This window comes from Kaistella treverensis (assembly GCF_900114045.1).
Classification (GTDB): domain Bacteria; phylum Bacteroidota; class Bacteroidia; order Flavobacteriales; family Weeksellaceae; genus Kaistella; species Kaistella treverensis.
In genome coordinates, this window is record NZ_FORQ01000002.1 from 96,511 (window position 1) to 122,785 (window position 26,275).

Sequence of the window (26,275 nt, forward strand, 5' to 3'; positions counted from 1 at the left end):
AAATATATAAATATTGGTAAAATATTAACACTATAAAAAAGAAGAAAAATGTTGTTTGAAGTTTGCTGTAAAAAGCAAATTGTCGATAGCTCCGATATAAGGTCTACAGCGCAAGAAATAGTGTGTTAAAGAAAAATTGGAAAAAGTTTTTGTTTAAATTTATTTAACCGAAATTAAACAAGCATTTGTGAATAAAGTCTAATTTTCACCAGCTAATAATCTAAAAAATAACGAGTTAAAAGCATGAAATTTTTAATTTCAAAAAAAATCTTCTGAAACAATCGCTTCAGAAGATTAAATTTTCGGCCTTAAAAGTGCATTTTATTTCTTTTTAGCTGCGGGCTTTTTAGCTGCGGGCTTTTTAGCAGCAGGTTTTTTAGCCGAGGGCTTTTTTGCGGGCGCTTTTTTAGCTTTGGTTTTGAAAGCGTTTTTATCTTGTGCGGTGATCCATTTTTTCACTTCATCCAAAGGAATTTCTGCTAATTCTTCAGCAGTATATTTTTCGTCTTTTTTGGTTTTCGGAATTTTAAACATTGCTTTTCCAAACTTAATAAAAGGTCCCCATCTTCCGTTTTCCAGGGAAATTTTCTCCTCCGGCCATTGCTGAATGTAGCGGTTCGCTTCTTTTTCCAGTTTTGCTTCAATCAGCTCCTTAATATCGTTTTGCGAAAGATTTTCGAAATCATAGCGTTTCGGAACGTTAATGAAAATCGACTGGTATTTAATAAACGGACCAAATCTTCCCGTTCCTTTCGTTACCGGTTCGCCTTTATAACTCGCAATTGGTGCATCGGCAATTTTCTTTTCTTCGATGATTTCTTCAGCTCTTTCCTGCGTAATTGAAAGCGGATCTTCACTACGCGGAATGCTGATAAAAGTTTCGCCCCATTTCACATACGGACCAAATCGTCCAACACCAATCGTCACGGTTTGTCCGTCGTACTCCTTTAGATCAAATGGAATTTTGAAAAGTTCCAGCGCTTCTTCCAAAGTGATGGTCGCGATATTCTGGTTGGCCATTAAGCTTGCGAAAATCGGTTTTTCTTCATCGTCCTGTTCCCCGATCTGAACCATCGGACCAAATCTGCCAATTCTGGTAAGCACATTTTTGCCGGTTTTCGGGTCTTTCCCTAAAATTCTTTCGCCGGTTGCGCGGTCAGCATTTTCTTCTACATCTTCTATTTTCGGATGGAAATCTTTATAGAAACCCTGCAAAACTTCTTTCCATTTTTCTTCGCCGTTTGCGATAAGGTCGAAATCTTGCTCCACTTTTGCGGTAAAACCATAATCCAGGATTTCAGCAAAGTTTTGGGTTAAAAATTCATTAACGACTTCACCAATATCTGTGGGTACAAATTTATTTTTATCACCTCCAAATTTTTCTGTTAAAATTTCCTTTTTCAGCTCGGTTTTTTCTAAAGTCATCTTTAAAATTTCCCGCTCCTGAGGCAAAATTTCACGTTTATCTACGTACTCGCGATTCTGAATGGTTTGGATGGTCGGCGCGTAAGTTGAAGGTCGTCCGATTCCCAATTCTTCCAGTTTTTTTACCAGGCCGGCTTCCGTGTAGCGCGTCGCCGGTCGCGTAAACTTTTCGGTGGCTTCTATTTTTCGGAAATTCAGCGCTTCGCCAATAGAAACTTTCGGCAATAATTTTTCATTGTTTTCTTCGTCGTCTTCCTCGGTTTTTAAAATTCCGTAGGCTTTCAAGAAACCATCAAAAATAATGACCTCACCTTGCGCCTCGAAATGATGTGGCAACTTTTGGTCACCGATTTCAATAACCGTTTTTTCAATTTTGGCATTCGTCATCTGCGATGCCAAAGTTCTTCTGTAAATAAGTTGGTACAATTTATTCAACTGAACATCTCCGATGGTTTTTACGGAAAAATCGGTGGGGCGGATTGCTTCGTGAGCTTCCTGCGCTGATGATGATTTGGTGGTATAATTTCTTGGGTTCGAATATTTTTCGCCATATTCGGCCAAAATTTGTGCTTTTGCCCCGTTAATTGCTTCCTGAGAAAGATTCACGGAATCGGTTCTCATATAAGTAATGTATCCTTCTTCGTACAGTCTTTGTGCAACGCGCATGGTCGCCGTAACGCCATAACCGAGTCTGTTGCTGGCTTCCTGCTGTAAAGTGGATGTCGTAAACGGTGCTGATGCGGTGCGCGTTCCCGGTTTTGTTTCAACATTCAGAACTTTAAAATCGGTTTGTTGACATTGCTTTAAAAATTCTTCAGCGTCGGCTTCTTTAGCAAAATCTTTTTTCAGCTTGGCTGCGATTTCCTGCTTTTCAGCATTCAGGAAAATTCCGTCAAATTTAAAGGTAGATTTTGGGGTAAAACCACGGATTTCCAGTTCGCGCTCCACAACCAAACGTACAGCTACAGATTGTACACGCCCTGCAGAAAGTCCCGTTTTTACTTTTTTCCAGAGAACCGGCGACATTTCAAAACCTACAATCCGGTCTAAAATTCTCCTTGCCTGTTGTGCATTCACCAAATTCTGGTCGATATTTCGGGGATTTTCTATCGCTTTTAAAATAGCGTTTTTCGTAATTTCGTGGAAAACAATTCGTCGTGTGTTGTCGTCTTTTAATTTCAGCTCTTGTGCAAGATGCCACGCGATGGCTTCACCTTCGCGATCTTCATCGGAGGCGAGCCAGACAATATCTGCCTTTTTTACAGCGGCTTTCAATTCAGCAACGAGCTTCTTTTTATCAGCAGAAACTTCGTAATCCGGGGTAAAAGTTTCCAGATTGATGCCCATGCCTTTTTTAGGCAAATCGCGGATGTGGCCGAAACTGGATTTGACCTCGAAATCCTTCCCCAAATATTTTTGAATCGTTTTAGCTTTCGCCGGTGATTCTACAATCACTAAATTTTTTGACATCCTCGAAATTTTTGCAAAAGTAGAAGTTTTTTTTTAATGACAATTTTTCCGACCCAGTTTCAGGCCAATGAAAACCAAAGTGGAAGTCCGAAAACCCTTACATTTGTTTCGAAGTTCGAGTTCTAATTGAAAAAATTCATCCAAAATACCATTCAAAGCCAGAAAATATTTTACCGGTATTTCCGGCGAAAAGGCCTAAAACGCTTTCTAAAAGAAAACGTTCTGGAAACCGATGGAACAAATGAAGTTAAAGCCAAATCTGTGGCACTGGGAATTTTCATCGGGCTTTCACCGTTTTGGGGTTTGCATTCATTTCTAGCGATTTCGCTTTCGGTTTATTTTAAAATGAATAAAATGCTGACTTTCATGTCATCGCAGATTACTTTTCCACCGCTTATTCCTTTAATTATTTTCGCTTCGATGATGGTTGGCGCGCCTTTCGTAGAAAACGGCACTTCGCTGGAAAACCAGACTTTTGACATGGATTTCATTAAAAATAATCTGGTGCAATACCTTATTGGAAGTTTCATCCTCGCGATTTGCTGTTCATTAATATTAGGATTTCTCTCCTATATATTTCTTCAAAAATTTAAACCACAGAAGAAATAAAACCGCAATTATGTAAAACGAAAAAATTTGCCCTTAAAGCAGCGAATTTTTTCGGCTTTCAAGCTCAAAATTTTAGTTTTCTCATCTACGAAAAATTTCCGCGAAAATCCTTATATTCGCAGACTTAATTAATGAGCTTCCAACGCTTTGAATAGACTGAAAATGAAGAAGTTTACCGAATATAAAAATTTAGATTTAACAGCTGTTGCCGAGAATATTACAAAATTCTGGGCAGAAAATCAGACTTTTAAAAAATCCGTTGAGATCCGTGACGGGCGGCCGGAATACGTTTTTTATGAAGGTCCGCCTTCGGCGAACGGGATGCCTGGAATTCACCACGTGATGGCGCGCGCGCTGAAAGATATTTTCTGCCGCTACCAAACTCAAAACGGAAAACAGGTTTTCCGGAAAGCAGGTTGGGACACGCACGGTTTACCTATTGAACTGGGCGTAGAAAAAGAACTCGGAATCACCAAAGAAGATATCGGCAAAACCATCTCTGTGGAAGCTTACAATCAGGCGTGTAGAAATGCCGTGATGCGCTACACCGATGTTTGGAATGATTTGACAGAAAAAATCGGCTATTGGGTGGATCTGGAAAATCCCTACATCACCTACGAACCGAAATATATGGAAACGGTTTGGTGGCTTTTGAAGCAGCTTTACGACAAAAATCTTTTGTACAAAGGTTACACCATTCAGCCCTATTCGCCGGCTGCCGGCACGGGACTTTCTTCGCACGAACTGAATCAGCCTGGAACTTACCGCGATGTTTCCGACACGACTGTAGTGGCGCAATTCAAAGTGAAAAAATTTGCCGATAAAGCGGCTAAAAAAGTTCCTTTCCTGAAAGCGGAAAGTTCAATCGATGCAGAAGAAATTGCAGGAGCTTCCTGTGGCGGCGCGTTGCATTGGGCGGAATTTGACACTAAAAAAACTTTAGTCGACACCTACTTTCTTGCCTGGACGACAACTCCATGGACTTTGCCTTCAAATACTGCTTTAGCGGTCGGAAGAGATATTGAATATGTTTTGGTGAAAACATTTAATCAATATACTTTCGAGCCCATCAACATCGTTTTGGCGAAAGTGCTTTTGCAGAAAAATTTTGGTAAAAAATATGCGGAAGGAAGCGAAGAAGATTTAAAAAACTACACTTCGGAAGCGAAAGTAATTCCGTACCAGATTTTAGCTGAATTTACCGGAGAAGAATTGGTAGGCTCGGAATACGAGCAGCTTATTCCGTGGTTTTTACCGGCTGAAAATCCGGAAGATGCTTTCCGCGTAATTTTGGGAGATTTTGTCACCACCGAAGACGGAACGGGAATTGTGCATATTTCGCCCACTTTTGGTGCTGATGACGCGCGCGTTGCGAAAGAAAGCGGCATTCCGCCGATGCTGGTAAAAGACGAAAATGAAAATCTGGTTCCTTTGGTAGACTTACAAGGCAGATTTGTAAAAGGCGGAAAAACACCGAAATTATTTGCCGGAAAATTCATTAAAAATGAATATTATGACAGCGGTTCCGCGCCGGAAAAATCCTGGGATGTAGAACTTGCAATTCTTTTAAAAACAGAAAATAAGGCCTTTAAGGTCGAAAAATATGTGCACAGTTATCCGCACTGCTGGCGAACCGACAAGCCTGTTCTGTATTATCCGTTGGATTCCTGGTTCGTGAAAATGACCGCGGTGAAAAACCGTTTGGTGGAACTGAATGAAACCATCAATTGGAAACCGAAATCCACCGGTGAAGGCCGTTTTGCAAACTGGCTGGAAAACGTAAACGACTGGAATCTTTCGCGCTCCCGATATTGGGGAATTCCTTTGCCGATCTGGCGTACCGATGATTTGAAAGAGGAAATCATCATCGGTTCTGTGGAAGAACTGATGGCGGAAATAGAAAAAGCAAAAAAAGCCGGTATTATGACCGAAAATCCTTTCGCAGGATTTGAAACCGGAAATATGTCGGATGAAAATTACGCGCTAATCGATTTGCATAAAAATATCGTTGACCAGATAATTTTGGTTTCGCCGTCCGGAAAACCGATGAAAAGAGAATCCGACCTCATCGACGTTTGGTTCGATTCGGGTTCGATGCCGTACGCGCAGCTGCATTATCCGTTTGAAAATCGCGAAATGATCGACGAAAGAAAAGCTTTTCCGGCAGATTTCATCGCGGAAGGTGTAGATCAAACGCGAGGCTGGTTTTATACGCTGCACGCAATTGCGACGGCGGTTTTCGATTCGGTAGCGTACAAAAACGTGATGTCGAACGGTTTGGTTTTGGATAAAAATGGCCAGAAAATGTCGAAAAGACTTGGTAACGCCGTTGATCCGTTCACCACTTTAGAAAAATACGGTCCTGACGCGACGCGCTGGTACATGATTTCAAACGCGAATCCGTGGGAAAATTTAAAATTTGACTTGGAAGGAATTGATGAAGTTCGCCGAAAATTCTTCGGAACTTTATACAATACCTACTCCTTTTTTGCGCTGTATGCGAATGTAGACGGTTTTAAATATTCCGAAAAAAACATCGAATTGCGCCCAGAAATTGACCGCTGGATTTTGTCTGAACTCAATTTACTGGTTAAAGATGTTACGGCGTTTTACGAAGATTACGAGCCGACAAAAGTTGCGCGCGCGATTAACAATTTCGTTAATGACAACTTAAGCAACTGGTATGTAAGACTTTGCCGACGCAGATTCTGGAAAGGCGAATATTCTGATGACAAAATTTCGGCTTACCAAACCTTATATATTTGCCTTGAAACCATAGCAAAAATTTCGGCGCCAATTGCACCATTTTTTATGGATCAGCTTTACCAGGATTTAAATAAAATTACCGGGAAAGAAGAAGCTGCATCGGTACATTTAACCGATTTCCCGACAGCCGATGAAAGTTTGATCGATCAGGATTTGGTGGAAAAAACGCATCTGGCGCAGCAAATCACATCGATGGTATTTTCACTACGAAAAAAAGAAAACATCAAAGTAAGACAGCCGCTTCAAAAAGTGATGATTCCGGTTTTGGATAAAAAAACAGAAGCGCAGATTTTGGCGGTTTCAGATTTGGTTAAACAGGAAGTAAACGTGAAAGAACTTCAACTCATCAATGCTGATGACGCCGCGGAGCTGATTGTAAAGCAAATCAAGCCGAACTTTAAAACACTCGGCGCAAGACTTGGAAAAGACATGAAAACGGTGGCAGCAGAAATAACCAAGTTTTCCGCGGAAGATATTTCAGCTTTAGAAAAAACCGGAAAAATTGCCGTTTTAGGCCATGAAATTTCTCTTGATGATGTTGAAATTTCCACGAAGGATATTCCGGGTTGGACGGTCGCCAGTGAAGGAAAACTCACCGTAGCGCTGGATTTAACTTTAACCGAAGAATTAAAAGCGGAAGGAATTGCGCGCGAATTTATTAACCGCGTTCAGAATTTAAGAAAAGACAAAAATTTCGAGTTAACAGACAGAATTTCAATTGAATTGCAAGACGATTGCCCGTTTAAGCGGGAAATAATGAACAATAAAGCATATATTTCTACTGAAGTATTGTCAGATAGAATAGAAATTGTAAATTCACTTTCAAATTTTGACGAAATAGAGATTGACGAGGTCACTTTCAAGGTTCAGGTTCAAAAAATTTAATATTTTTTACGGTGAAAACTTCAAATCACATAAACACAAATAAAAATAAAGCTATGACTGAGGACAGACAAAGATATAACGACGCTGATTTACAGGAATTTAAAGTATTAATTCAGGGGAAAATCGATAAAGCAGAAAAAGATTTAATGCTGATTCGCGAAAGCTTCATCAACGACCAGAATAACGGTACCGATGACACTTCGCCAACTTTTAAAGCTTTTGAAGAAGGCGCTGAAACTTTAAGCAAAGAACAGAATGCGATTCTTGCCGGAAGACAGGAGAAATTTGTGCGCGACCTGAAAAACGCCCTCATCCGCATTGAAAACAAAACCTACGGAATCTGCAGAGTTACCGGAAAATTAATTCCGAAAGAAAGGCTGCTTGCCGTACCACATGCGACCCTCAGCATCGAAGCTAAAAATATGCAACGGTAAAATTTATCATTTATAAAAAATGATGTACAAAGTACAATGTATTTCTATGCATAAAACTTTGTACATTTTTATTTAAAAATCATGGACACGGTTTTTATTTTGCTCGCTGTAGCGGTAATTTTTCTTTATTTCTTCCGGAAAAAAATCAAGGAAAAGTTCGTTCCGAACAAAGAAAAATATTACACCATTGATGACCGTTATAACGCAGAGAAAAAGCAGAGACAGGACGAAATTGATGCGATACTGAGCAAAATCGGTAAAAATGGTTTAGATGATTTGTCGGCCGCTGACAAAAACCGTCTCGACGAACTTTCAAAAAAAATAAATTAAAAATGGAATCTCTGATTGTACATCCGAAAAACCAAATGGAGCTGAATGCGCTGAAAAGCGTGATGAAGGAAATGGGAATTAAATTTGAAAAATTCCACACCAGAAATCTTAAAAATTTGCCCGAAAAGCCGGTAAAAAATTCGGTTCCGAAAAAAGAAAACAGCCCAACTTCCGCCAGAAAATATCCTAAGAAAGACTAATGAAGAAGATTGCCTTAATAACCATCATCATTTTATTAATAGACCAAATTTCTAAGTTTTACATCAAAACCAATTTCAGTTTGGGCGAAAGTGTAAGCGTTTTACCGGGCTTTAAACTGACTTTTGTGGAAAATCCGGGCATGGCTTATGGTTTTCATTTCGGTGGACTTCTCGGCAAATACATTCTTGTCATCATCCGCATTTTTCTTATCGGCGGCATGGTTTATCTCTTCAGCAAATGGCTGAAAGAAGGCACCAACAACTATTTGCTTATTCCGATGTCGATGATTTTTGCGGGCGCAATCGGAAATTTAATTGACGGAATGTTCTACGGAATGATCTTCGACAGCGGAACTTTTTATGATGAAAGCATCGGGCGCTGGATTGAATACGGCGGTGTTTCCAAGGTCGTACCTTTTGGTCAAGGCTATTCCACTTTCATGAAAGGCTGCGTGGTAGACATGCTGCATTTCCCGTTGGTGGACTGGAACGTGCCGGAAAGTTGGCCTTTGATCGGCGGAAAACATATTGAGTTTTTCAAATATATCTTTAATGTTGCAGATTCAGCAATTACTGCCGGCGCTGCTTTATTACTTATCTTCCGCAAAAAAGCGCTGCCAAACGGTTTGGATTTTTAGCGGCTAAATTGCCCAAAATTTCCGTTTTAGCTATTTTTGTTTTTACCATTTTAAACTTATTTCATGTCCAGAATACTAACCGGAATACAGGCCACGGGAACTCCACATTTGGGGAATTTACTTGGCGCCATTATTCCAGCCATCGAATTATCAAAAAAGGAAGAAAACGAATCTTTCCTCTTTATTGCAAATCTGCATTCTTTAACCCAAATAAAAGATGCTGCAGAACTGAAAAGAAACACCTATGAAATTGCCGCGGCGTGGCTTGCCTGCGGACTTGACACCAATAAAACTTTTTTTTACAGACAAAGCGATATCGCCGAAGTTTGCGAACTTTCCTGGTACTTGTCCTGCTTTTTTCCGTATCAAAGGCTGACTTTAGCACATTCCTTTAAAGATAAAGCAGACCGTGTAGAAGACGTGAACGCGGGACTTTTCACCTATCCGGTTTTAATGGCTGCAGATATTTTACTCTATAATGCTGAAGTTGTTCCGGTTGGGAAAGATCAGCTACAACACCTGGAAATGGCGCGCGACATGGGCGCACGTTTTAACCATCAAATGGGTGAAGTTTTCGTTTTGCCAAAAGCTGAGTTGCAGGAAGACACGAAATATGTTCCGGGAACTGACGGTAATAAAATGTCGAAATCCCGCGGAAACATCATTAATATATTTTTACCCGAAAAAGAGCTGAAAAAACAGATTATGGGAATTGAAACTGATTCCAAATCTCTTGAAGAACCGAAAGATCCGGAAACCGACAAGGTTTTTGCTTTGTTTGAACTTATTGCAAAACCGGAAGAAACCGCCGTTTTACGGGAAAAATATCTCACCGGAAACTTTGGTTACGGTCACGCTAAAAACGAATTGTTGCAGTTAATTTTAAAACGTTTTGAGCGCGAGCGCGAACTCTTCAATTATTATATGAACAATTTGCCGGAACTCGAACAAAAACTACAGGAGGGCGCGGCAAAAACGAAAGTGATCGCTGCTGAAACATTGCAGAAAGTCCGTATAAGTTTGGGCGTTTAGCAGCAAAAAAAGTCCTTTCCAAAAGCGGAAAGGATTTCTTTTTATAAAATTGATTTAATTTCGTGCAGTTGGCGTATCGTTTTTACGCCTTCGGCGGTGTATTTATCATCGAATACATCGAAGTAAATCACTTTTAAGCCGAAAGATTTTCCACCTTCAATATCGGCAATCCAGTCATCACCAATCATTATGGATTCCTCGATTTGCGCACTCGCTTTCTTCAGCGCATAATCATAAATTTCCGGTTTTGGTTTCCGAATGTTGATTTCATCGGCGCTTGTGATGGTTTTAAAATAGTTTTTAATACCGGAAAGTTCACATTTTTTCGCGGTTACCTCCTGAAAGCCGTTAGATAAAATATGCAGCGTATAACCTTTGTCGTGAAGATATTCCAAAAGATCAAAAGCGCCTTCTACCAGATCGTTGTAGTTGAGGATTTCATCTAAAAAATTATTTTCAAAAGTCTGTGCTAATGGAAAATCATCAATTCCAAAGAAAAGAAAAGAATCAAAAAAACGGTGTTTTCGCAGGTAATTTTTGTCGATTTCACCGTCGCGAATCTGTGCCCATAATCTTTCATTAATGGTAAAATATTCGCGGTGAAAGTCCTCAAAATTAAGATTATATTTTTCCTGAACCTCTTCTTTCTTAAATATCGCTTTCAGGGTAAGATAAGCGTTTGCGCGGTGATCCCAAAGTGTATTATCGAGATCAAAAAAAATGTGCTGAATTTTCATACAGCACAAATTTAAGGAAAATAGGTTAGTTTTTGGATACGATACGAATTTTAGAGACCGTTTTTAAAACCTGAAGGTTTTTAGAATATCTCAGTAAAAATTCAACGGTCATCTGTTTTGGTTTCAAAAGTTTTCCGTTTAAAGTGTAATCGTTTTTCATAGGCTTAAGTTTCACTAAAAACGCAGATTATTTCACTTTATTATCTGGTCAAACTTATTTGGTGTTCTTCCATTATTTTTCGCAGGTTGATGAGTGCGTAACGCACCCGGCCTAAAGTGGTATTGATGCTGGTATCAGTTTGTTCCGCTATTTCTTTGAAGGAAAGCGAATCGAAAAAGCGGAGTTTTACCACTTCCTGCTGATTTGGCGGGAGAAAGTCCAGAATTTTACGCAAATCATCCTGAATCTGACGAGAAATCAGCTGCTCTTCAATATTTTCTTCGTCAATGCTGATGAGATCGAAAATTGAATATTCTTCATTTTCGAAAGACGTTTCCGAAACTTTGTTGTGTTTGGCTTTCAGGCGGTAATGATCGATGATGAGGTTGTGTGCAATTCTCTTTGCCCAAAGCACAAATTTTCCCTCTTCATTGTACCGGCCTTCTTTCAGCGTTACAATAATTTTCATGAAAGTATCCTGGAAAACGTCGTTTGCCACGGTGTCATCCATTACTTTGTAGAAAATATAGGAGAAAATATCTTTCTGGTGGCGATCAATGAGAACCGCCAGGGCCTTTTCATTGCCATTTTTATATGCAGAAATCAGCCAACTGTCTGTATGTGTATTCATAACTCGTAACTAAAAATTTATGAATGATCGCAAACCTAAAAATATCAGGTTGGCTTTCTTCGTTATTAAAAAATCAGTAGAGTTATTTTACCATACTTTAGGTGTAAAAGTGAAGAGCTAATTTAAGCAAAAAGTTAATACTTTGTTAAAAAATTAAAAAATTTTTATTTTAACAGATCGTGAATCATTACAATAGGCACATTTACCGTAAAATTGATGTTTAAGCCTTCTAATTTTTTACCGTTAATTCCGTTTTTATCGAACGGAAAAGCATAACCTCCGGTTAAATCAATCAAACCAAACAGCGTAACACCAATTTTCGGTGCAATGTATTTGGTTGTTGCTTCAGCACCTGCTAAAAAATAATAAGCATGGTAAAGATCTACATTCCGCTCAAAATTTAGCAAAATATCACCCTGGATTTTCGGCAGCGCGGCAAATTTTCCATTGGCAACTCCGAACATTCCGGCTGCGCCAAGGCGAAAAATCATGTCATCGTTCTCCAAAAACAGCAGCCGTCCACCGAGTTCCGCAAAGCTCGTATTCTGGTAAACATAACCGGCGTGAACCATTTTATGTACCGTAAGCTGTGCTTTAACACTGCCCGCAAAAGCTGCTAACAAAAAAAAAGGGAGCAAAAATCTCTTCAACATTGGTTATGATTTTATATTGTGCATAAAGTTAAAAAAAATGCCTTAACATTTTTGTTAAAGCATTTTATATGATTTTATAAATTGAATTCCTTCTTTATTTCTTCTACTTTATCCAGTTTTTCCCAGGTAAAAAACTCCAGATCTTTTACGATTAAATCTTCACCGTTGGCACGTTTAAAAATTTTATCAGCAATATAATGCTCGCGTCCCATGTGGCCGTAGGAAGCGGTTTCCTGATAAATTGGATTTCTGAGTTTCAAATTCTGTTCGATTGCATAAGGTCTTAAATCGAAAATTTTCTGGATTTTGCCGGCAATTTCTCCGTCGTGCAAATCAACTTTTGAAGTTCCATAGGTATTTACATACAGTCCGCAAGGTTCTGCAACACCAATTGCGTAGGAAACCTGCACCAAAATTTCGTCAGCAACACCTGCCGCCACAAGATTTTTAGCAATGTGTCGCACGGCATAAGCCGCACTTCTATCAACTTTTGACGGATCTTTTCCGGAAAAAGCACCACCACCGTGCGCACCTTTACCACCGTAAGTATCTACAATAATTTTTCGGCCGGTTAAACCCGTATCACCGTGTGGTCCACCGATTACAAACTTCCCAGTAGGATTGATGTGATAGGTAATCTGATCATTGAAAAGCTCCTGAATAGCTCTCGGCTGCATGGCTTTAACCTTCGGAATAAGAATTTCGATAATATCTTTTCGGATTTTAGCAAGCATTGCTTCTTCGCTGCCAAAATCATCGTGCTGTGTAGAAACTACTATAGAATCAATTCTGATTGGTTTGTGATCATCCGAATATTCAATGGTAACCTGCGATTTCGCATCAGGACGCAGATATTTTATCGCATTGTTTTCTCGCCGCAAATTCGCCAGTTCTTTTAATATTACATGCGCTAAATCCAGCGCAAGCGGCATATAATTTTCGGTTTCATTGGTAGCGTAACCGAACATCATTCCTTGGTCCCCTGCTCCCTGCGAATTTGCACGGCTTTCGAAATCGTCGTTTTCAGAAACACGGTCCACACCTTGGTTGATATCGGGAGATTGTTCATGAATAGCGGAAATCACACCACACGAATCACCATTAAACATATATTCCCCTTTCGTATAGCCGATTTTGTTGATGACTTTACGCGCGATATCTTGCACGTCAAGGTATGCTGATGATTTCACCTCACCCGCCAAAACTACCTGGCCAGTAGTTACCAAGGTTTCACAGGCTACTTTAGAGGTTGGATCGTTTGCGAGAAAATTATCGATTAATGCGTCGGAAATCTGGTCGGCCACTTTATCCGGATGCCCTTCGGAAACCGATTCAGACGTAAATAAATAAGACATATTTCTTTTGTTTTTTTAATTAAAAAGTACGGGAAAAATACCTGGAATGATTGCAAAAGAAACTAAAAGAAAATCGGTTTTAGCATTTTTTACTGAGGTTGCAATCAATACAAATTTTTCCTCCTAATTGTGGCGCAAATTTACTCACTATTTACCGAAGCGCAAAATTTATCCGGATGTTAAAAATCATTGTGGCTTGATGACGGTAAATTCTTCAGGATTTTCATTGAAGCTCAGTTTTGACTTCAGAGATTCGGCGATGAACTGAATCATTTCATCTAAAATTTTCTGCTTATACGTCGGTTTGTAATAAATCATCGAAATTTCGCGGTACGGAAAAGGCTTGCGGAAACGTTTTACTTTTTCTTTTTGCTTGTCGGAAAGCTGCTCTACAGCAAGTTCCGGTAAAATGCTGATGCCGCCCAATTTATCAACTAGTTGTACCAAAGTCGTAATATTTGAGGCTACAAACTCCAGATTTTTGGGTGTCACCGTATTTTCTCGCAATTCACAAATATTTTCAAACTGCGTCCGCAGGCAGTTTCCTTCTTCCAAGAGCCAAACTTTGTGCACATCTATTTTTTCCGGAATTACAAAACTGTCTTCTTTCTGTTCTTCACTTATTTCGGCGGAATAAAGCATCAGTTCTTCATTGAAAAGAAAATCGTGGTAAAATTCGTCAGCTGCGGAGTACGGCGTTGAAATAATTCCCGCGTCCAGTTCTCCGGATTTCAAAGCTTTAATAATATTGTCCGTCGTCATTTCTTTTACATTGAGCTGAATTTTCGGATGATTTTTCAAAAAATCAAAGATTTCAGACGGTAAAATCGAGCCGGAAACTGTTGGAATAATGCCGAGGTTTAACTTTCCTGCCAGCACATTATTAAGGTCGTTCGCTTTGGTTTTTAGTTCATTAATGGCATCTACCACTTTTTTCGCTTCGATGATAAGCTGCACACCAACATCTGTGGTACGGATTGGATGCGTGGTACGGTCGAAAATTTTCACATCCAGTTCTTCTTCGAATTTCTGAATCATCGCACTCAAAGTCGGCTGCGTAATAAAACACGCCTGCGCCGCATTTCCAAAATGCTTAAATTTATCTACAGCGATAAGATATTCCAATTGCTGAATGTTCATACCATTAATTTTATCTATGCCAAATATACTGAGTTTTTGCCGGAATCCCATTAATTTTAGATAAATTTGAAGGCTACAATATTGCAAATTATGAGTATCAAGAAAATGGGCAATATAGCCCAGAATCCTTTCTACGACACCATCGACAGATCACGGAATATTCAGGACAATCCGATGAATGCTGCATCTAGTTTCCAAGAGCAGGACTTTCCGCAAATCTTACGCGGAACTATTCCGGAACGTGCACTTTTTACAAAAGGTACCGGCGCCTACGGAACTTTCACGGTTACCAACGATATCACTCAGTTTACCAATGCCAATTTATTTTCCTCGGTTGGAAAAATTTGCCGCTGTTTTGCCCGATTTTCTGATTTTACAAGTGAAAAAGGCAGCGCGGACACCAACAGGGATTCAAGAGGTTTTGCGCTGAAATTTTATACCGAAGACGGAATCTGGGATTTGGTCGGCAGCAACAGCCCGGTTTTTTTCATCAAAGAGCCCGCAAAATTTCCGGAATTTGTGCGAACTCAGCAGCGCTCGCCAATAACGAATTTAAAAAGCACCACCGAAATGTGGAATTTCTGCTGTGCAAATCCCGAAACGCTGCACCATTTGCTCATGTACTTTTCCGGCCGTGGAACGCCGAAAGGTTTTCGCCATTTGAACGGGTATGGTTCGCACACCTATTCGATGATTAATGCTGAAAACGAGCGCGTCTGGGTGAAATATCATATTAAAACCAACCAAGGCATTAAAAATCTCGTTCCAACACAAGCTGCTCAGCTAAAAAGCACGAACCCGGATTTTGCGCAGGAAGATTTCATCAATGCTCTGCAAAACGGTGATTTCCCGATATGGACACTTTATATTCAGGTAATGACGGAAGATCAGGCGAAAAACTTCCGCTGGAATCCGTTCGATGTTACGAAGGTTTGGTTTCACGATGAATTTCCGCTGATTGAAGTTGGTGAAATCGAGCTTAATGAAATTCCGTCTGATTATCAGTCGAATGTTGAAGAAGTTGCCTTTTCGCCGGCAAATTTCGTTCAGGGTTTAGGACTTTCGCCTGACCCAATTTTACAGGCCAGAATTGCTACTTACGGTGAAGCGCAACAGCACAGACTTGGCAGACACGCCAATTTGCTTGAAGTGAACCGCTGCCCGTTTTCACCGGAAAAAGACAAATCAGAAAAAAACGACCAAACAGCCCGGAATTTTTCTGAATTCGATAAGGAAGATGCTTTTCCCGAAAGCTTTTACAGCGAAAATGAAGATGATCACTTTACGCAGCCCGGTTTATTTTACACAAAAGCACTTCAGGATTATGACCGAATAGAACTTGTTCGAAATATTATCGAATCAATTAACGAAATCTCCGGCCTGGATCGCGAAGAAATAATAAACCGACAAATTTGTCATTTTTTCCGCGCAAATATTGAACTTGGAATGAAAATCGCAATGGGGTTGCAGATCAACATCGATGCTAATATGATGAACCACGCTGGAAGTTAAAAAAATTAACATAAATTATCATTTCGGTAATGATAACGCCTTCATTAAATACACTTTATTAAAAAATATTGTTTAATTTGCGAAAAACTCTTAATAACGCCATGTCCTACCAAAATATTAATGTAGAAACGGATCAAAAAACCGCCGTAATCACCATTAACAGACCGCAGAGCCTAAATGCGCTGAACGCCTTAACAATCACAGAATTAAGCAAAGCTTTAGACGAAATTGAACAGGATTCGAAGTTCAGAGTGGTAATTATCATCGGAAGTGGTGAAAAATCCTTTGTTGCAGGCGCTGATATTAAAGAATTTTCGGATTTCGGAACAAGCGCAGCTGAAGATTTAGCAAGAAACGGCCAGAACATTTTATTCAATAAAATTGAAAACCTCAGCAAACCCGTAATTGCCGCTGTTAACGGCTTTGCATTAGGTGGAGGTTTAGAGCTTGCCATGGCGTGTCACATTCGCTATGCCTCAGAAAACGCGAAACTTGGCTTGCCGGAAGTAACTTTAGGTTTAATTCCAGGTTACGGCGGAACGCAAAGATTGCCGAAACTGGTTGGAAAAGGTTTGGCAAACGAGATGATATTTTCAGCGAAAATGATTCCGGCGCAACGTGCAAAAGAAATTGGGCTTGTAAACGATGTTTTTTCTTTAGACGAACTTCTAGCGAAAGCAAAAGAATTAGCAAACCAAATCGCACAGAATTCACCCATGGGAATTGCAAAAGCAATTGAAGCGGTAAATAAATCAGACGGTGAAAACGGCTTCGAAACCGAGATTAAATCTTTCGGTGAACTCTTTGAAATGGCTGATAAAAAAGAAGGTGTTACTGCGTTTTTAGAAAAGAGAAAACCTTCATTTTAAGTAAAAAATTTAAAAGTTATACGTTTGGACGTAACAAAATTTGATTTAGCATATCTGGAAATGGCCGCGGTATGGTCTAGACTTTCCTACTGCAAACGAAAGCAGGTAGGCGCGCTGATTGTGAAAGACCGAATGATTATTTCCGATGGTTATAACGGAACACCTTCGGGATTCGAAAACTGTTGCGAAGACGACAACGGGAAAACCCAATGGTTTGTGCTTCATGCAGAAGCCAACGCGATATTGAAACTCGCCGGCTCTACGCAGTCGGCAAAAGGCGCCACATTATATCTTACGCTATCGCCTTGTAAAGAATGCAGCAAACTTATTTTACAGGCCGGAATACGAAAAGTGGTATATATTGACGAATATTCCGACGAAGACGGTATAGAATTTTTAAAAAATCATGGAATCGAGCTTTTAAGAGTGTCACATGATATTTTAAAGCAAAAAACACAAAAAAATGATTACCTGGGATGACAAAATCAAAGATTTCGAAACATTTTTAAAATTTGAACGAAATTTTTCAGAGAATACTGTAGATGCTTATTTGCGTGACCTGCGCAAGCTTCAGAATTATGCAGAATTTGACCTTGAAGGTGTTGGACCACTGCAGATTAGTTACGAAAACATTCAGGAATACCTTTATCAGTTTTCCAAAAAGAAATTCAGCGAAAGAACGCAGGCGCGTTGGGTTTCATCCATAAAAGCTTTCTTTAAATATCTTCTTGATGATGAAGTGCGTGCGGATAATCCCGCAACACTGATTGAAGGTCCAAAATTAGGACTTTATTTACCCGACACTTTAAGTTTTGTTGATGTTGAGCGAATTATAAAAGCCATCGACGTTACTACAGAACTCGGCAAACGAAACCAGTGTATGATCGAAGTTTTATACGGCTGCGGTCTGCGCGTTTCCGAACTTATCGATCTTAAAATTTCAAACATCAACTTTAAAGAATTATATCTGAAGGTTGAAGGCAAAGGAAACAAAACCCGTTTTGTGCCACTTGCTCGTTACACCGCCGACCTCATCAAAGATTATCACGAAAATGTGCGGTCGAAATATAAGGTTAATAAAAAATGCGAGGACATTCTCTTCCTCAACAGCCGCGGTTCTTCGATGTCGCGCGTTATTGTTTTCATCATCATTAAAGAATTAACCGAAAAAGCCGGCATCAGCAAGAAAATTTCGCCACACACATTCCGCCATTCTTTTGCCACGCATTTATTGCAAAACGGCGCCGATCTGCGCTATATCCAAGAAATGCTCGGCCATTCCAGCATTACAACCACCGAAATTTACACGCATTTGAAAAACGAAGAACTGCGTGAAGTGATCCTTAATTACCATCCGCGAAATATTTCCTGATGCAAAAGCTGAATTTTTGCCCAAAATGCGGCGAAAAAACCTTGCTTTGGGACGGTGAAAAAAAATGGAGCTGCTCTAACTGCGATTATGTGCTCTATCACAATGTTGCAGGTGCTGTTGCGGTAATTGTTTCACACAAAGACGAGATTCTTTTCACAAGGCGAAATCAGGAACCTAAAAAAGGCAAGCTCGATTTGGCGGGCGGTTTCGTGGATCCAAAAGAAAGTGCCGAAGAAACCTGTGTTCGCGAGCTTTTTGAAGAAATGAAAATTAAAGTAAATATTTCGGAGCTAAAGTATCTCGGAAGTTTGCCCAATGTTTACCATTATAAAAACATTGCTTATAATACTTTGGACCTCTTTTTCCGCTACGAAGTTTCCGAAAAATTCGATGTTAAGCTTGAAGAATCAGAAATTTCTGAGGTTATTTGGCTGAAAAAAACCGATTTGGATTTAAATGAAATTGCATTTGATTCACAAAGAGCATTTCTTGATAATTATTTTTTTACCGCTTAGACGGCATTTTTTTTACTTGTTGGTTTAGCGTAAATTTGAAAATTCCAAATGTTCATTTTTATGCAGGACCAAATCGTTTTCGAAGACAACCATCTTTTAGTCATTAACAAGAAAACCGGACAGCTCGTTCAGGGCGATAAAACCGGTGATCTTTCGTTACTGGACCTGCTTAAAAATTTCCTGAAAAAAAGAGACCAAAAACCCGGAAATGTTTTCCTCGGGCTGGTTCACCGCATCGACCGCCCAACTTCGGGTTTGGTGATTTACGCAAAAACTTCGAAAGCACTTTCCCGATTAACCCAGATGGTGAAAAACCGCGAAATAAAAAAAACGTATTGGGCAGTTGTACCGAAAGTTGAAATTCCGAAGGCACAAAGACTCGTGCATTACCTACAGAAAAACGAAAAAAACAACAAGGCAACGGTTTTTCCGAAGGTTACGCAAGGCGCTAAAGAAGCGATTTTGAACTACGAAATCATCAAAGTTTTAGATAATTTTCAACTTTTGGAAATCGATTTAGAGACCGGCCGTCATCATCAGATTCGTGCGCAACTTGCGAAAATCGGTGCGCCTATAAAAGGTGATTTAAAATACGGTTCACCACGCTCCAATCCAGACGGCGGAATTCATCTGCACGCTCGAAAACTGGAATTTCACCATCCCGTAACCAAAGAAAATATTACGATTACCGCGCCGGTTCCGGACAACGATGCCGTTTGGAAAGCTAGCGAAGAAAACTAAAAATTTACCGTTTTAGCGGCAAATTTTTCAGAATTAATTAATCGTATTGGGCTGCTAAAACCATGAGATCGCGGTAAAGCGGCTCCGAAGAATCGTAAAACAAACGGATCAGTTTTCGCATATGGTCCGCGCTCGGGCTTGGTGTTAAAAACACTTTCGCATACTGCGTATCTTTTTTGGTAAGCTCGTCGTGGTCTGCCTGATAACCTTCGATATAATCACCATCTTTGTCATAGTACAGCGTGAAATTATCAGGAATATAGCCGCTGTCTCCCTTAAGGATTCTTGCAGTTTCTGCAGCTTTTATGTTTACTACCAAATTATCGCTGTCCTTTGCTTTATCATACGTGAATTTGGCATCAAACTCCGCGATTTTGTAGGTAACGCCACCATCCATCGAGTAACGCACGCGAACAAGCGCCGCCACGTCGGTACGCATTGCAACTAATTTTTCCGATAACAAAACAAACTGGTAGTGCGTTCCGCTATTGGAAGTCCAGTTGTAAAAATCGGCGATATCAACCTTTTTCAGTTGCGCTGGAAATAAAGAAAAAGTCAGAAATAAGAGACCGAAGAGTAAAGTTTTCATCATATAATTATTAATTGCACCAAATGTATAAAAAAATGCAAATTACTGTGTAAATAAATTAAAATTAATTTTAATTCTGAATTTGAAAAAATTCGGCCCTTTAATGGCAAATTTTTTCGCTTTATTATTTCGAAAAGCTTGCTTTCCGAATACAATATTTCAGAAAAATTCGGTGTTTTAAGGGCAAATATTTTCAAAATCAAGACAAAAAAAACCGCCCAATTTCTTAGGAGGTTTTTAATATTTAAATATAAATTTAAGCTTGTCTAGCAGCTTCTGCAGCAATCAGATTTAAAGCGGAACCTGCGCGGAACCAGTCAATCTGCTGAGCATTGTAAGTGTGGTTCGTGACGATGAGGTCTTTAGAACCATCCGCGTGTAAGAATTCCAACGTTAAAGTTTTGCCTGGCGCAAACTGATCCAAATCAAGGAAATTAACGGTGTCATCTTCCTGAATTTTGTCGTAATCCGCTTCATTGGCGAAAGTAAGACCAAGCATACCCTGTTTTTTCAAATTCGTTTCATGGATTCTGGCGAAAGATTTCACCAAAACGGCTTTCACACCAAGATGTCTCGGCTCCATCGCTGCGTGTTCTCTGGAAGAACCTTCACCGTAGTTTTGGTCACCAACCACGATCGTAGGAATTCCGGCAGCTTTGTAAGCGCGCGCTACAGCAGGAACCTCTCCGTACGTGCCATTCAACGCATTTTTCACCGTATTGGTCTCCATGTTATACGCGTTGATCGCACCGATTAACATATTATTCGAAATATTATCAAGGTGTCCGCGGTATTTTAACCACGGTCCAGCCATTGAAATATGATCAGTTGTACATTTTCCGAAAGCTTTAATTAAAACTTTAGCACCGGAAATATTTTCACCATCCCAAGGTTCAAACGGAGTTAAAAGCTGTAGCCTTCCAGAGTCTGGACTAACCGCAATTTGAACGGAAGAACCGTCATCGGACGGCGCCTGATAACCGTTGTCACCAACATCAAAACCTTTTGCAGGTAATTCAAATCCTTTCGGTTCATCTAATTTAATCTGCTCGCCGGCGGCGTTTGTTAAAGTATCTGTAATCGGGTTGAAATCAAGTCTTCCCGCGATTGCAACGGCGGCAACCATTTCCGGTGACGCAACAAATGCGTGCGTATTAGGATTTCCGTCAGCTCTTTTCGCAAAGTTTCGGTTAAAAGAGTGGATAATGGAGTTTTTCTCGCCTTTTTCCGAACCTTCTCTGTCCCACTGACCGATACATGGTCCGCAGGCGTTGGTGAAAATTCTGGCTGATTCAAACTTTCGGAAAGAATCTAAAAATCCGTCTCTTTCAGCGGTAAATTTTACCTGTTCAGAACCCGGATTAATTCCTAAAATTGCGCGTGGTTTTACTCCTTTAGCAAAAGCATCTTCCACAATTGATGCTGCACGCGATAAATCTTCGTAAGATGAGTTGGTACAGGAACCGATCAATGCCCATTCTACTTCAATTGGCCAACCATTCGCTACGGCTTTTTCGTGGAAATCTGCAACAGGCGTTGCCAAATCCGGCGTGAAAGGACCGTTTAAATGTGGCGAAAGCACATCAAGATTGATTTCGATAACCTGATCGAAATACTGTTCAGGATTTGCATAAACTTCCGCATCACCAGTTAGATGATCAGCGATTTGGTCAGCAGCGTCCACGATATCCTGTCTTCCGGTTGCGGATAAATATCTGCGCATGGAATCATCATAACCGAAAGTTGAAGTGGTCGCTCCAATTTCAGCGCCCATATTACAGATCGTTCCTTTTCCAGTTGCAGAAAGAGATTGCGCGCCTTCACCAAAATATTCAACGATACATCCGGTTCCACCTTTTACGGTAAGGATTCCGGCAACTTTCAGGATAATATCTTTTGCAGACGTCCAGCCGCTTAATTTTCCGGTTAATTTAATACCGATTAATTTCGGCATTTTCAGTTCCCACGGCATTCCGGCCATTACATCAACCGCATCAGCACCACCAACACCAATAGCGACCATTCCGAGTCCGCCCGCGTTTACGGTGTGAGAATCTGTTCCGATCATCATTCCACCTGGGAAAGCATAATTTTCCAAAACTACCTGGTGAATAATCCCGGCGCCCGGTTTCCAGAAACCGATTCCGTATTTATCACACACGGAACTTAAAAAATTGAAAACTTCCGAGTTTTTATTGATACCTTCCTGCAAATCCGCTTCTGCGCCAACTCTCGCCTGAATCAAGTGATCGGCGTGAACAGTTGAAGGAACGGCAACTTTCGGTTTCCCGGCCTGCATAAACTGCAACAGCGCCATTTGCGCTGTCGCATCCTGCATGGCTACACGGTCCGGAGCAAAATCCACGTAGGAATTTCCTCTTTCAAAACTTTGTGTAGCGTCGCCTTCCCAAAGGTGTGTATAAAGAATTTTTTCAGCAAGTGTTAATGGCTTTCCCACCGCTTTTCTCGCAGCTTCGACCCGTGACGGATACCGCTCGTACACTTTCTTGATCATATCAATGTCGAAAGTCATATTGTATATTTTTATTGTAAAATTTTGAAGCTCAAATTTACAAAATTTTTAATGTATGGCGGCGCAAAGTCATTTAGAATAAATATAAATAAAATCTTTCTTTTCTATCTTTGAATTTTTAGCGAAATTTATTCACATTAAAAAATCAAAAAAAATGGCCGTTTTGCTCCAAAAAAATTTAAAACTGATCTTTATGCTCGTCGGCATTTTGCTGATAAGTTCGGTTTTCTATTTTTTTGCGCCTTCGGAAGATAGTTTTTATCCAAGCTGTGCTTTCAAAAATATTTCCGGCTTAAGTTGTCCCGGTTGTGGATCACAGCGGGCTTTTCACGAACTTTTGCATTTTAATTTTAAAGCAGCTTTCACTTTTAATCCGCTTTTTGTATTGGGAATTCCGTACGGTTTGGCGCTTTTAATTTCAGCAAAAATCGAAAACGAAAATGCAAGAAAAATTTTTAAAATTTTAACGGGTAAAAGGGCATTTTTTTTAATTTCGACGGTAATAATTGCTTATTTCATCTGGAGAAATTTATAATTGATTATTTTTGGTCGCTTATTTGCAAAAGCACAGCAATGACAAAATATTTTCTTTTCCTTTTTCTTACTTTTTCGGTGGCATTTTCAGCACAGAAAAATGTTATTCAAAGCAAAAAAATTGCCCCAAAAAGCACCGAAAAAATAAATGCTGACCGCGATCTTGCAAAAATTAATGATTCGGTAGCGGCTTTAATTCCGTACAAAAAAGATGGAAAGTTTGGTTTTGTTTCTCAATCCGGAAAAGTAATTATTGCGCCGGTTTACAGCAACGTTGGTTTTTTTACCGAAGACTGTAATCTACTGAATTCTCCAAATGAAAAAATCAGAAAATATGGTTCGGCGGAATACGCTTCGGTTCGGTTTAACGATAAGGATTACCGGATAAATAAGCACGGAAAACGCGTTTATTTCTTCAAAGAAGAAGATTTGGGTAAATGCCAGGCTGACTATAAGAAACAGCTTTTCCACGCTTTTATCATGAATTACGCCTACGGCATCATCGAGGACGCAAAGTTTAGAAATCCGGGCAATTACAACGATTTTACCATTTATCCGCAGTACGATTATCTACACATTCTGGAAGGCGACGACCTGAAAAATCCGATGATCATCGCGTCGCGGAATAATAAGTTCGGCATCATCGATGTTAATAACAACATCATCGTTCCGTTTCATTACAGCGACATCAAGAGAAATTACAGCTGGAAACTTGCGCGCCTCTTCGAAGTAACCACCGACGGTAAAAATTATTTCTACATCGACATTAACCAAAAGGAATATTGATTTTATTTCGTAGTTTTGCAGGAGAAATTTAAGGGGTGCTGTAAAAAGCTGAGATTATACCCAATGAACCTGGAACAGGTAATGCTGTTTAGGGAAATTACATGAGCTAATTTGGAATTTGAAAAAGTGGTAATTACCATTTTCGAATTAAAAAAATTTCAAATTAACACATTTTTTAATCGCCCCTTTTATTCCATTTAATCTTCAAAAAATTAATAGAATGAAAGGATTTATTTTTTTAGGACTTCTTACAAGTTCCTTTTACTCAGCACAAACCACCGTGCAGGATTCGCTGAAAACACACGACATTGAAAGCATTAACTTTCTGAAACGTCTGCCCGTCACCAAAGAAATCATCAACGTTGAAAAAGATTTAGCCACAAAAAATCTGGGGCAGGATTTGCCGATTTTGCTGAAAAATCAAATGTCGGTTATTTCAACCTCAGATGCCGGAAATGGCGTGGGCTACACCGGATTCCGAATTCGTGGCGTTGGCGGAACAGCAATTAATGTGATGATGAATGGCGTGCCGTACAACGATTCAGAAAGTCAGGGAACATTTTTCGTCGATGTGCCGGATTTGGCGAGTTCGGCGTCGCAAATTATCATTCAGCGAGGCGTGGGAACTTCTTCAAATGGCGTTTCCGCTTTTGGCGCAAGCGTGAATGTGATTTCGAAAAATCCGGAGGAAAAATTTTATGTGAAATCTGATAATTCTTACGGCTCTTTCAATACTTACAAATATTCCGCGGAAGTTGGCAGCGGAAAATTCTGGAAAAATCGCCTTTCGTTGATGGGCCGCTATACCAAAATCCATTCAGACGGTTATATCGACCGTGCATTTTCTGATTTAGATTCCTATAATTTTTCGGGGTTATTTGAGGAAAAAAAGACGAAAATCCGATTGCTGGCTTTTGGTGGAAAAGAACAAACGTATCAGGCCTGGAACGGAATCGACAAAAACACCTGGGAAACGACTCCGAAATTTAATTATTCCGGCGCTATTTACGATGAAAACTGGGAAAACATCGTTGGTTTTTACGACAATGAAACCGACAATTACCGCCAGAATCATTACCAGCTTTTGTGGCAGCAAAATTTTAATCCAAACTGGAATCTGGAAACCACTTTCCATTACACCAAAGGCAAAGGTTATTACGAAAATTACAAACAGGATGCGAAGTTTTCAAAATACAATTTACCGGATTTAACAGCTGATAATCAAACCGTTAAAAGAACTGATTTCATCCGTAAAAAATGGCTTGACAATGATTTTTATGGTGCAGTTTCTACGCTTTACGGTAAATTCGATCATTTGAATGTGAATTTTGGACTTGTGGGAAATCAATACGACGGCGAGCATTTTGGAAATGTCACCGGCGTTTTTTATCCGCAAATTTCCGAGCATGAATATTATCGAAATTCTTCGGTGAAAAATGAAGTTGCGGGTTTTGCAAAAGCGATTTTAAAGCTGAACCTTGTGGAATTGTACGGCGATTTGCAGCTTCGAAACATTAATTATGACACCAAAATCATACAGCAAGGTGATGATGAAGGCGTGGATTTAAATAAAAATTGGCTGTTTTTCAACCCAAAATTTGGAATTAATTACAAGCTCAATTCCGGCAAAATTTTCTTCTCTTACGCGCATGCACATCGCGAACCGAACAGAGATGATCTTTTTGCAAACCCGGAAATTCAGGCGGAAAAACTGCACGATTTTGAAGCAGGTTTGGAAAAAACGCTTGGTGCAGTTTCTTTCACCACGAACCTATATTATATGAATTACGAAAATCAGCTGGTTTTGAATGGAGAAATAAATGACATCGGTGAATTTATTCGCGTAAATTCGGGAAAAAGCTATAGAATGGGAATTGAACTGGGCGCGCTTGCAAAACTTTCAAAACAGTGGAATGTTTCGGGAAACCTCACTTTAAGCAAAAACGAAAACATCGATTTTAAAACCGAAACAGCAAACGGTTTTGAGAACCTTGGAAATACACCGATTTCTTTTTCACCGAACTTTATGGGAAATGTTTTAATCAATTTTTTACCAAGCAATAATTTCACTGTATCACTTCAAAATCAATATGTTGGCGAACAATATCTGGACAACACCAATAATAAAAATAACCGGTTAAACGGCTATTTTTTGACGGATTTCAATGCGAAATATTCCTTAGATTTAAAACGTACAGAAGTTGATTTTAAACTTTTGGTGAATAATATTTTCAACCAGAAATATGTGAACAACGGCTTTGTGTATGACGGAGCGCCGTATTATTTCGCGCAAGCGGGCACGAATTTCATGTTCGGTATGTCCTTCAAGTTAAAGTAAATACCAAAACGCAATTGCTGA

General features: G+C 39.7%; 25 protein-coding genes. 16 read left to right on the forward strand and 9 right to left on the reverse strand.

Translation table 11 applies throughout. From position 1 onward, the window contains the following. Window positions 1-321 precede the first annotated feature (321 nt). Complete coding sequence (gene topA, locus BMZ55_RS05825; protein WP_089819525.1) at window positions 322-2,895, reverse strand: type I DNA topoisomerase; 2,574 nt, start codon at window positions 2,893-2,895, stop codon at window positions 322-324. 126 nt (window positions 2,896-3,021) lie between these two features. On the opposite strand from topA, the gene BMZ55_RS05830 reads away from it, so the two are divergent. The 7 genes from BMZ55_RS05830 (at window position 3,022) to trpS (ending at window position 9,789) form a co-directional block, all read left to right on the forward strand. Then, complete coding sequence (locus BMZ55_RS05830) at window positions 3,022-3,504, forward strand: DUF2062 domain-containing protein (RefSeq protein ID WP_052252073.1); 483 nt, start codon at window positions 3,022-3,024, stop codon at window positions 3,502-3,504. Between the two features lie 162 nt (window positions 3,505-3,666). After that, window positions 3,667-7,155, forward strand: coding sequence for an isoleucine--tRNA ligase (ileS, locus tag BMZ55_RS05835; protein WP_089819526.1), 3,489 nt, complete (start codon window positions 3,667-3,669; stop codon window positions 7,153-7,155). 53 nt (window positions 7,156-7,208) lie between these two features. Further along, window positions 7,209-7,589: a TraR/DksA family transcriptional regulator gene (locus BMZ55_RS05840; RefSeq protein WP_039341897.1), complete on the forward strand. Its 381-nt coding sequence runs from the start codon at window positions 7,209-7,211 to the stop codon at window positions 7,587-7,589. Window positions 7,590-7,670: 81 nt separating this feature from the next. Further along, window positions 7,671-7,919: a DUF6576 domain-containing protein gene (locus tag BMZ55_RS05845; RefSeq protein WP_089819527.1), complete on the forward strand. Its 249-nt coding sequence runs from the start codon at window positions 7,671-7,673 to the stop codon at window positions 7,917-7,919. Between the two features lie 2 nt (window positions 7,920-7,921). Then, window positions 7,922-8,119, forward strand: a complete 198-nt coding sequence (locus BMZ55_RS05850; protein WP_039341903.1) for a DUF2683 family protein — start codon at window positions 7,922-7,924, stop codon at window positions 8,117-8,119. Next, window positions 8,119-8,757, forward strand: a complete 639-nt coding sequence (locus tag BMZ55_RS05855) for a lipoprotein signal peptidase (protein WP_039341906.1) — start codon at window positions 8,119-8,121, stop codon at window positions 8,755-8,757. The genes BMZ55_RS05850 and BMZ55_RS05855 overlap by 1 nt, the downstream gene beginning before the upstream one ends. A gap of 63 nt (window positions 8,758-8,820) precedes the next feature. Beyond that, on the forward strand, window positions 8,821-9,789 hold the full coding sequence (gene trpS / locus BMZ55_RS05860) for a tryptophan--tRNA ligase (protein WP_089819528.1): 969 nt from the start codon (window positions 8,821-8,823) through the stop codon (window positions 9,787-9,789). Between the two features lie 41 nt (window positions 9,790-9,830). Here trpS and BMZ55_RS05865 read toward each other — a convergent pair whose 3' ends face one another. The 6 genes from BMZ55_RS05865 to BMZ55_RS05885 all read right to left on the reverse strand — a co-directional run bounded on the left by BMZ55_RS05865 (window position 9,831) and on the right by BMZ55_RS05885 (window position 14,465). Continuing rightward, the gene (locus BMZ55_RS05865; protein WP_089819529.1) at window positions 9,831-10,526 is read right to left on the reverse strand and encodes a YjjG family noncanonical pyrimidine nucleotidase; all 696 of its coding nucleotides are present in this window, start codon (window positions 10,524-10,526) and stop codon (window positions 9,831-9,833) included. Window positions 10,527-10,551: 25 nt separating this feature from the next. Continuing rightward, window positions 10,552-10,686, reverse strand: coding sequence for a hypothetical protein (locus BMZ55_RS11510; protein WP_262493336.1), 135 nt, complete (start codon window positions 10,684-10,686; stop codon window positions 10,552-10,554). A gap of 40 nt (window positions 10,687-10,726) precedes the next feature. After that, a complete protein-coding gene (locus BMZ55_RS05870; protein ID WP_039341912.1) occupies window positions 10,727-11,317 on the reverse strand; it encodes an RNA polymerase sigma factor in 591 nt (196 codons plus the stop codon). Window positions 11,318-11,481: 164 nt separating this feature from the next. Continuing rightward, window positions 11,482-11,970, reverse strand: coding sequence for a hypothetical protein (locus BMZ55_RS05875; protein ID WP_089819530.1), 489 nt, complete (start codon window positions 11,968-11,970; stop codon window positions 11,482-11,484). A gap of 74 nt (window positions 11,971-12,044) precedes the next feature. Then, a complete protein-coding gene (gene metK / locus BMZ55_RS05880; RefSeq protein ID WP_089819531.1) occupies window positions 12,045-13,325 on the reverse strand; it encodes a methionine adenosyltransferase in 1,281 nt (426 codons plus the stop codon). Window positions 13,326-13,511: 186 nt separating this feature from the next. Further along, on the reverse strand, window positions 13,512-14,465 hold the full coding sequence (locus BMZ55_RS05885) for a hydrogen peroxide-inducible genes activator (protein WP_089819912.1): 954 nt from the start codon (window positions 14,463-14,465) through the stop codon (window positions 13,512-13,514). A 90-nt stretch (window positions 14,466-14,555) separates the two neighbouring features. Between BMZ55_RS05885 and BMZ55_RS05890 the strand changes: the two genes are divergently transcribed. The 6 genes from BMZ55_RS05890 (at window position 14,556) to BMZ55_RS05915 (ending at window position 19,474) form a co-directional block, all read left to right on the forward strand. Continuing rightward, complete coding sequence (locus BMZ55_RS05890) at window positions 14,556-15,977, forward strand: catalase (RefSeq protein WP_089819532.1); 1,422 nt, start codon at window positions 14,556-14,558, stop codon at window positions 15,975-15,977. A 101-nt stretch (window positions 15,978-16,078) separates the two neighbouring features. Next, window positions 16,079-16,846 (forward strand): enoyl-CoA hydratase-related protein, encoded by a 768-nt coding sequence (locus BMZ55_RS05895; protein WP_089819533.1) that lies wholly within the window; start codon window positions 16,079-16,081, stop codon window positions 16,844-16,846. A 24-nt stretch (window positions 16,847-16,870) separates the two neighbouring features. After that, entirely contained in the window at window positions 16,871-17,326 is a 456-nt protein-coding gene (locus BMZ55_RS05900; RefSeq protein WP_394332629.1) for a deoxycytidylate deaminase, read from the forward strand. Continuing rightward, the gene (xerD, locus tag BMZ55_RS05905) at window positions 17,313-18,218 is read left to right on the forward strand and encodes a site-specific tyrosine recombinase XerD (protein ID WP_039342689.1); all 906 of its coding nucleotides are present in this window, start codon (window positions 17,313-17,315) and stop codon (window positions 18,216-18,218) included. The genes BMZ55_RS05900 and xerD overlap by 14 nt, the downstream gene beginning before the upstream one ends. After that, window positions 18,218-18,733 (forward strand): NUDIX domain-containing protein, encoded by a 516-nt coding sequence (locus tag BMZ55_RS05910; RefSeq protein ID WP_089819535.1) that lies wholly within the window; start codon window positions 18,218-18,220, stop codon window positions 18,731-18,733. The genes xerD and BMZ55_RS05910 overlap by 1 nt, the downstream gene beginning before the upstream one ends. 60 nt (window positions 18,734-18,793) lie before the next feature. Continuing rightward, the gene (locus BMZ55_RS05915) at window positions 18,794-19,474 is read left to right on the forward strand and encodes an RluA family pseudouridine synthase (protein ID WP_089819913.1); all 681 of its coding nucleotides are present in this window, start codon (window positions 18,794-18,796) and stop codon (window positions 19,472-19,474) included. A 37-nt stretch (window positions 19,475-19,511) separates the two neighbouring features. Here BMZ55_RS05915 and BMZ55_RS05920 read toward each other — a convergent pair whose 3' ends face one another. Beyond that, entirely contained in the window at window positions 19,512-20,066 is a 555-nt protein-coding gene (locus BMZ55_RS05920; RefSeq protein ID WP_089819536.1) for a hypothetical protein, read from the reverse strand. Between the two features lie 253 nt (window positions 20,067-20,319). Then, the gene (locus BMZ55_RS05930) at window positions 20,320-22,596 is read right to left on the reverse strand and encodes an aconitate hydratase (RefSeq protein WP_089819538.1); all 2,277 of its coding nucleotides are present in this window, start codon (window positions 22,594-22,596) and stop codon (window positions 20,320-20,322) included. A 193-nt stretch (window positions 22,597-22,789) separates the two neighbouring features. On the opposite strand from BMZ55_RS05930, the gene BMZ55_RS11535 reads away from it, so the two are divergent. The 3 genes from BMZ55_RS11535 to BMZ55_RS05945 all read left to right on the forward strand — a co-directional run bounded on the left by BMZ55_RS11535 (window position 22,790) and on the right by BMZ55_RS05945 (window position 26,254). Further along, complete coding sequence (locus tag BMZ55_RS11535; protein WP_394332634.1) at window positions 22,790-23,131, forward strand: DUF2752 domain-containing protein; 342 nt, start codon at window positions 22,790-22,792, stop codon at window positions 23,129-23,131. Between the two features lie 38 nt (window positions 23,132-23,169). Then, window positions 23,170-23,916: a WG repeat-containing protein gene (locus BMZ55_RS05940; RefSeq protein ID WP_089819540.1), complete on the forward strand. Its 747-nt coding sequence runs from the start codon at window positions 23,170-23,172 to the stop codon at window positions 23,914-23,916. Between the two features lie 220 nt (window positions 23,917-24,136). Then, window positions 24,137-26,254: a TonB-dependent receptor gene (locus BMZ55_RS05945; RefSeq protein WP_089819541.1), complete on the forward strand. Its 2,118-nt coding sequence runs from the start codon at window positions 24,137-24,139 to the stop codon at window positions 26,252-26,254. Window positions 26,255-26,275: the final 21 nt, after the last annotated feature.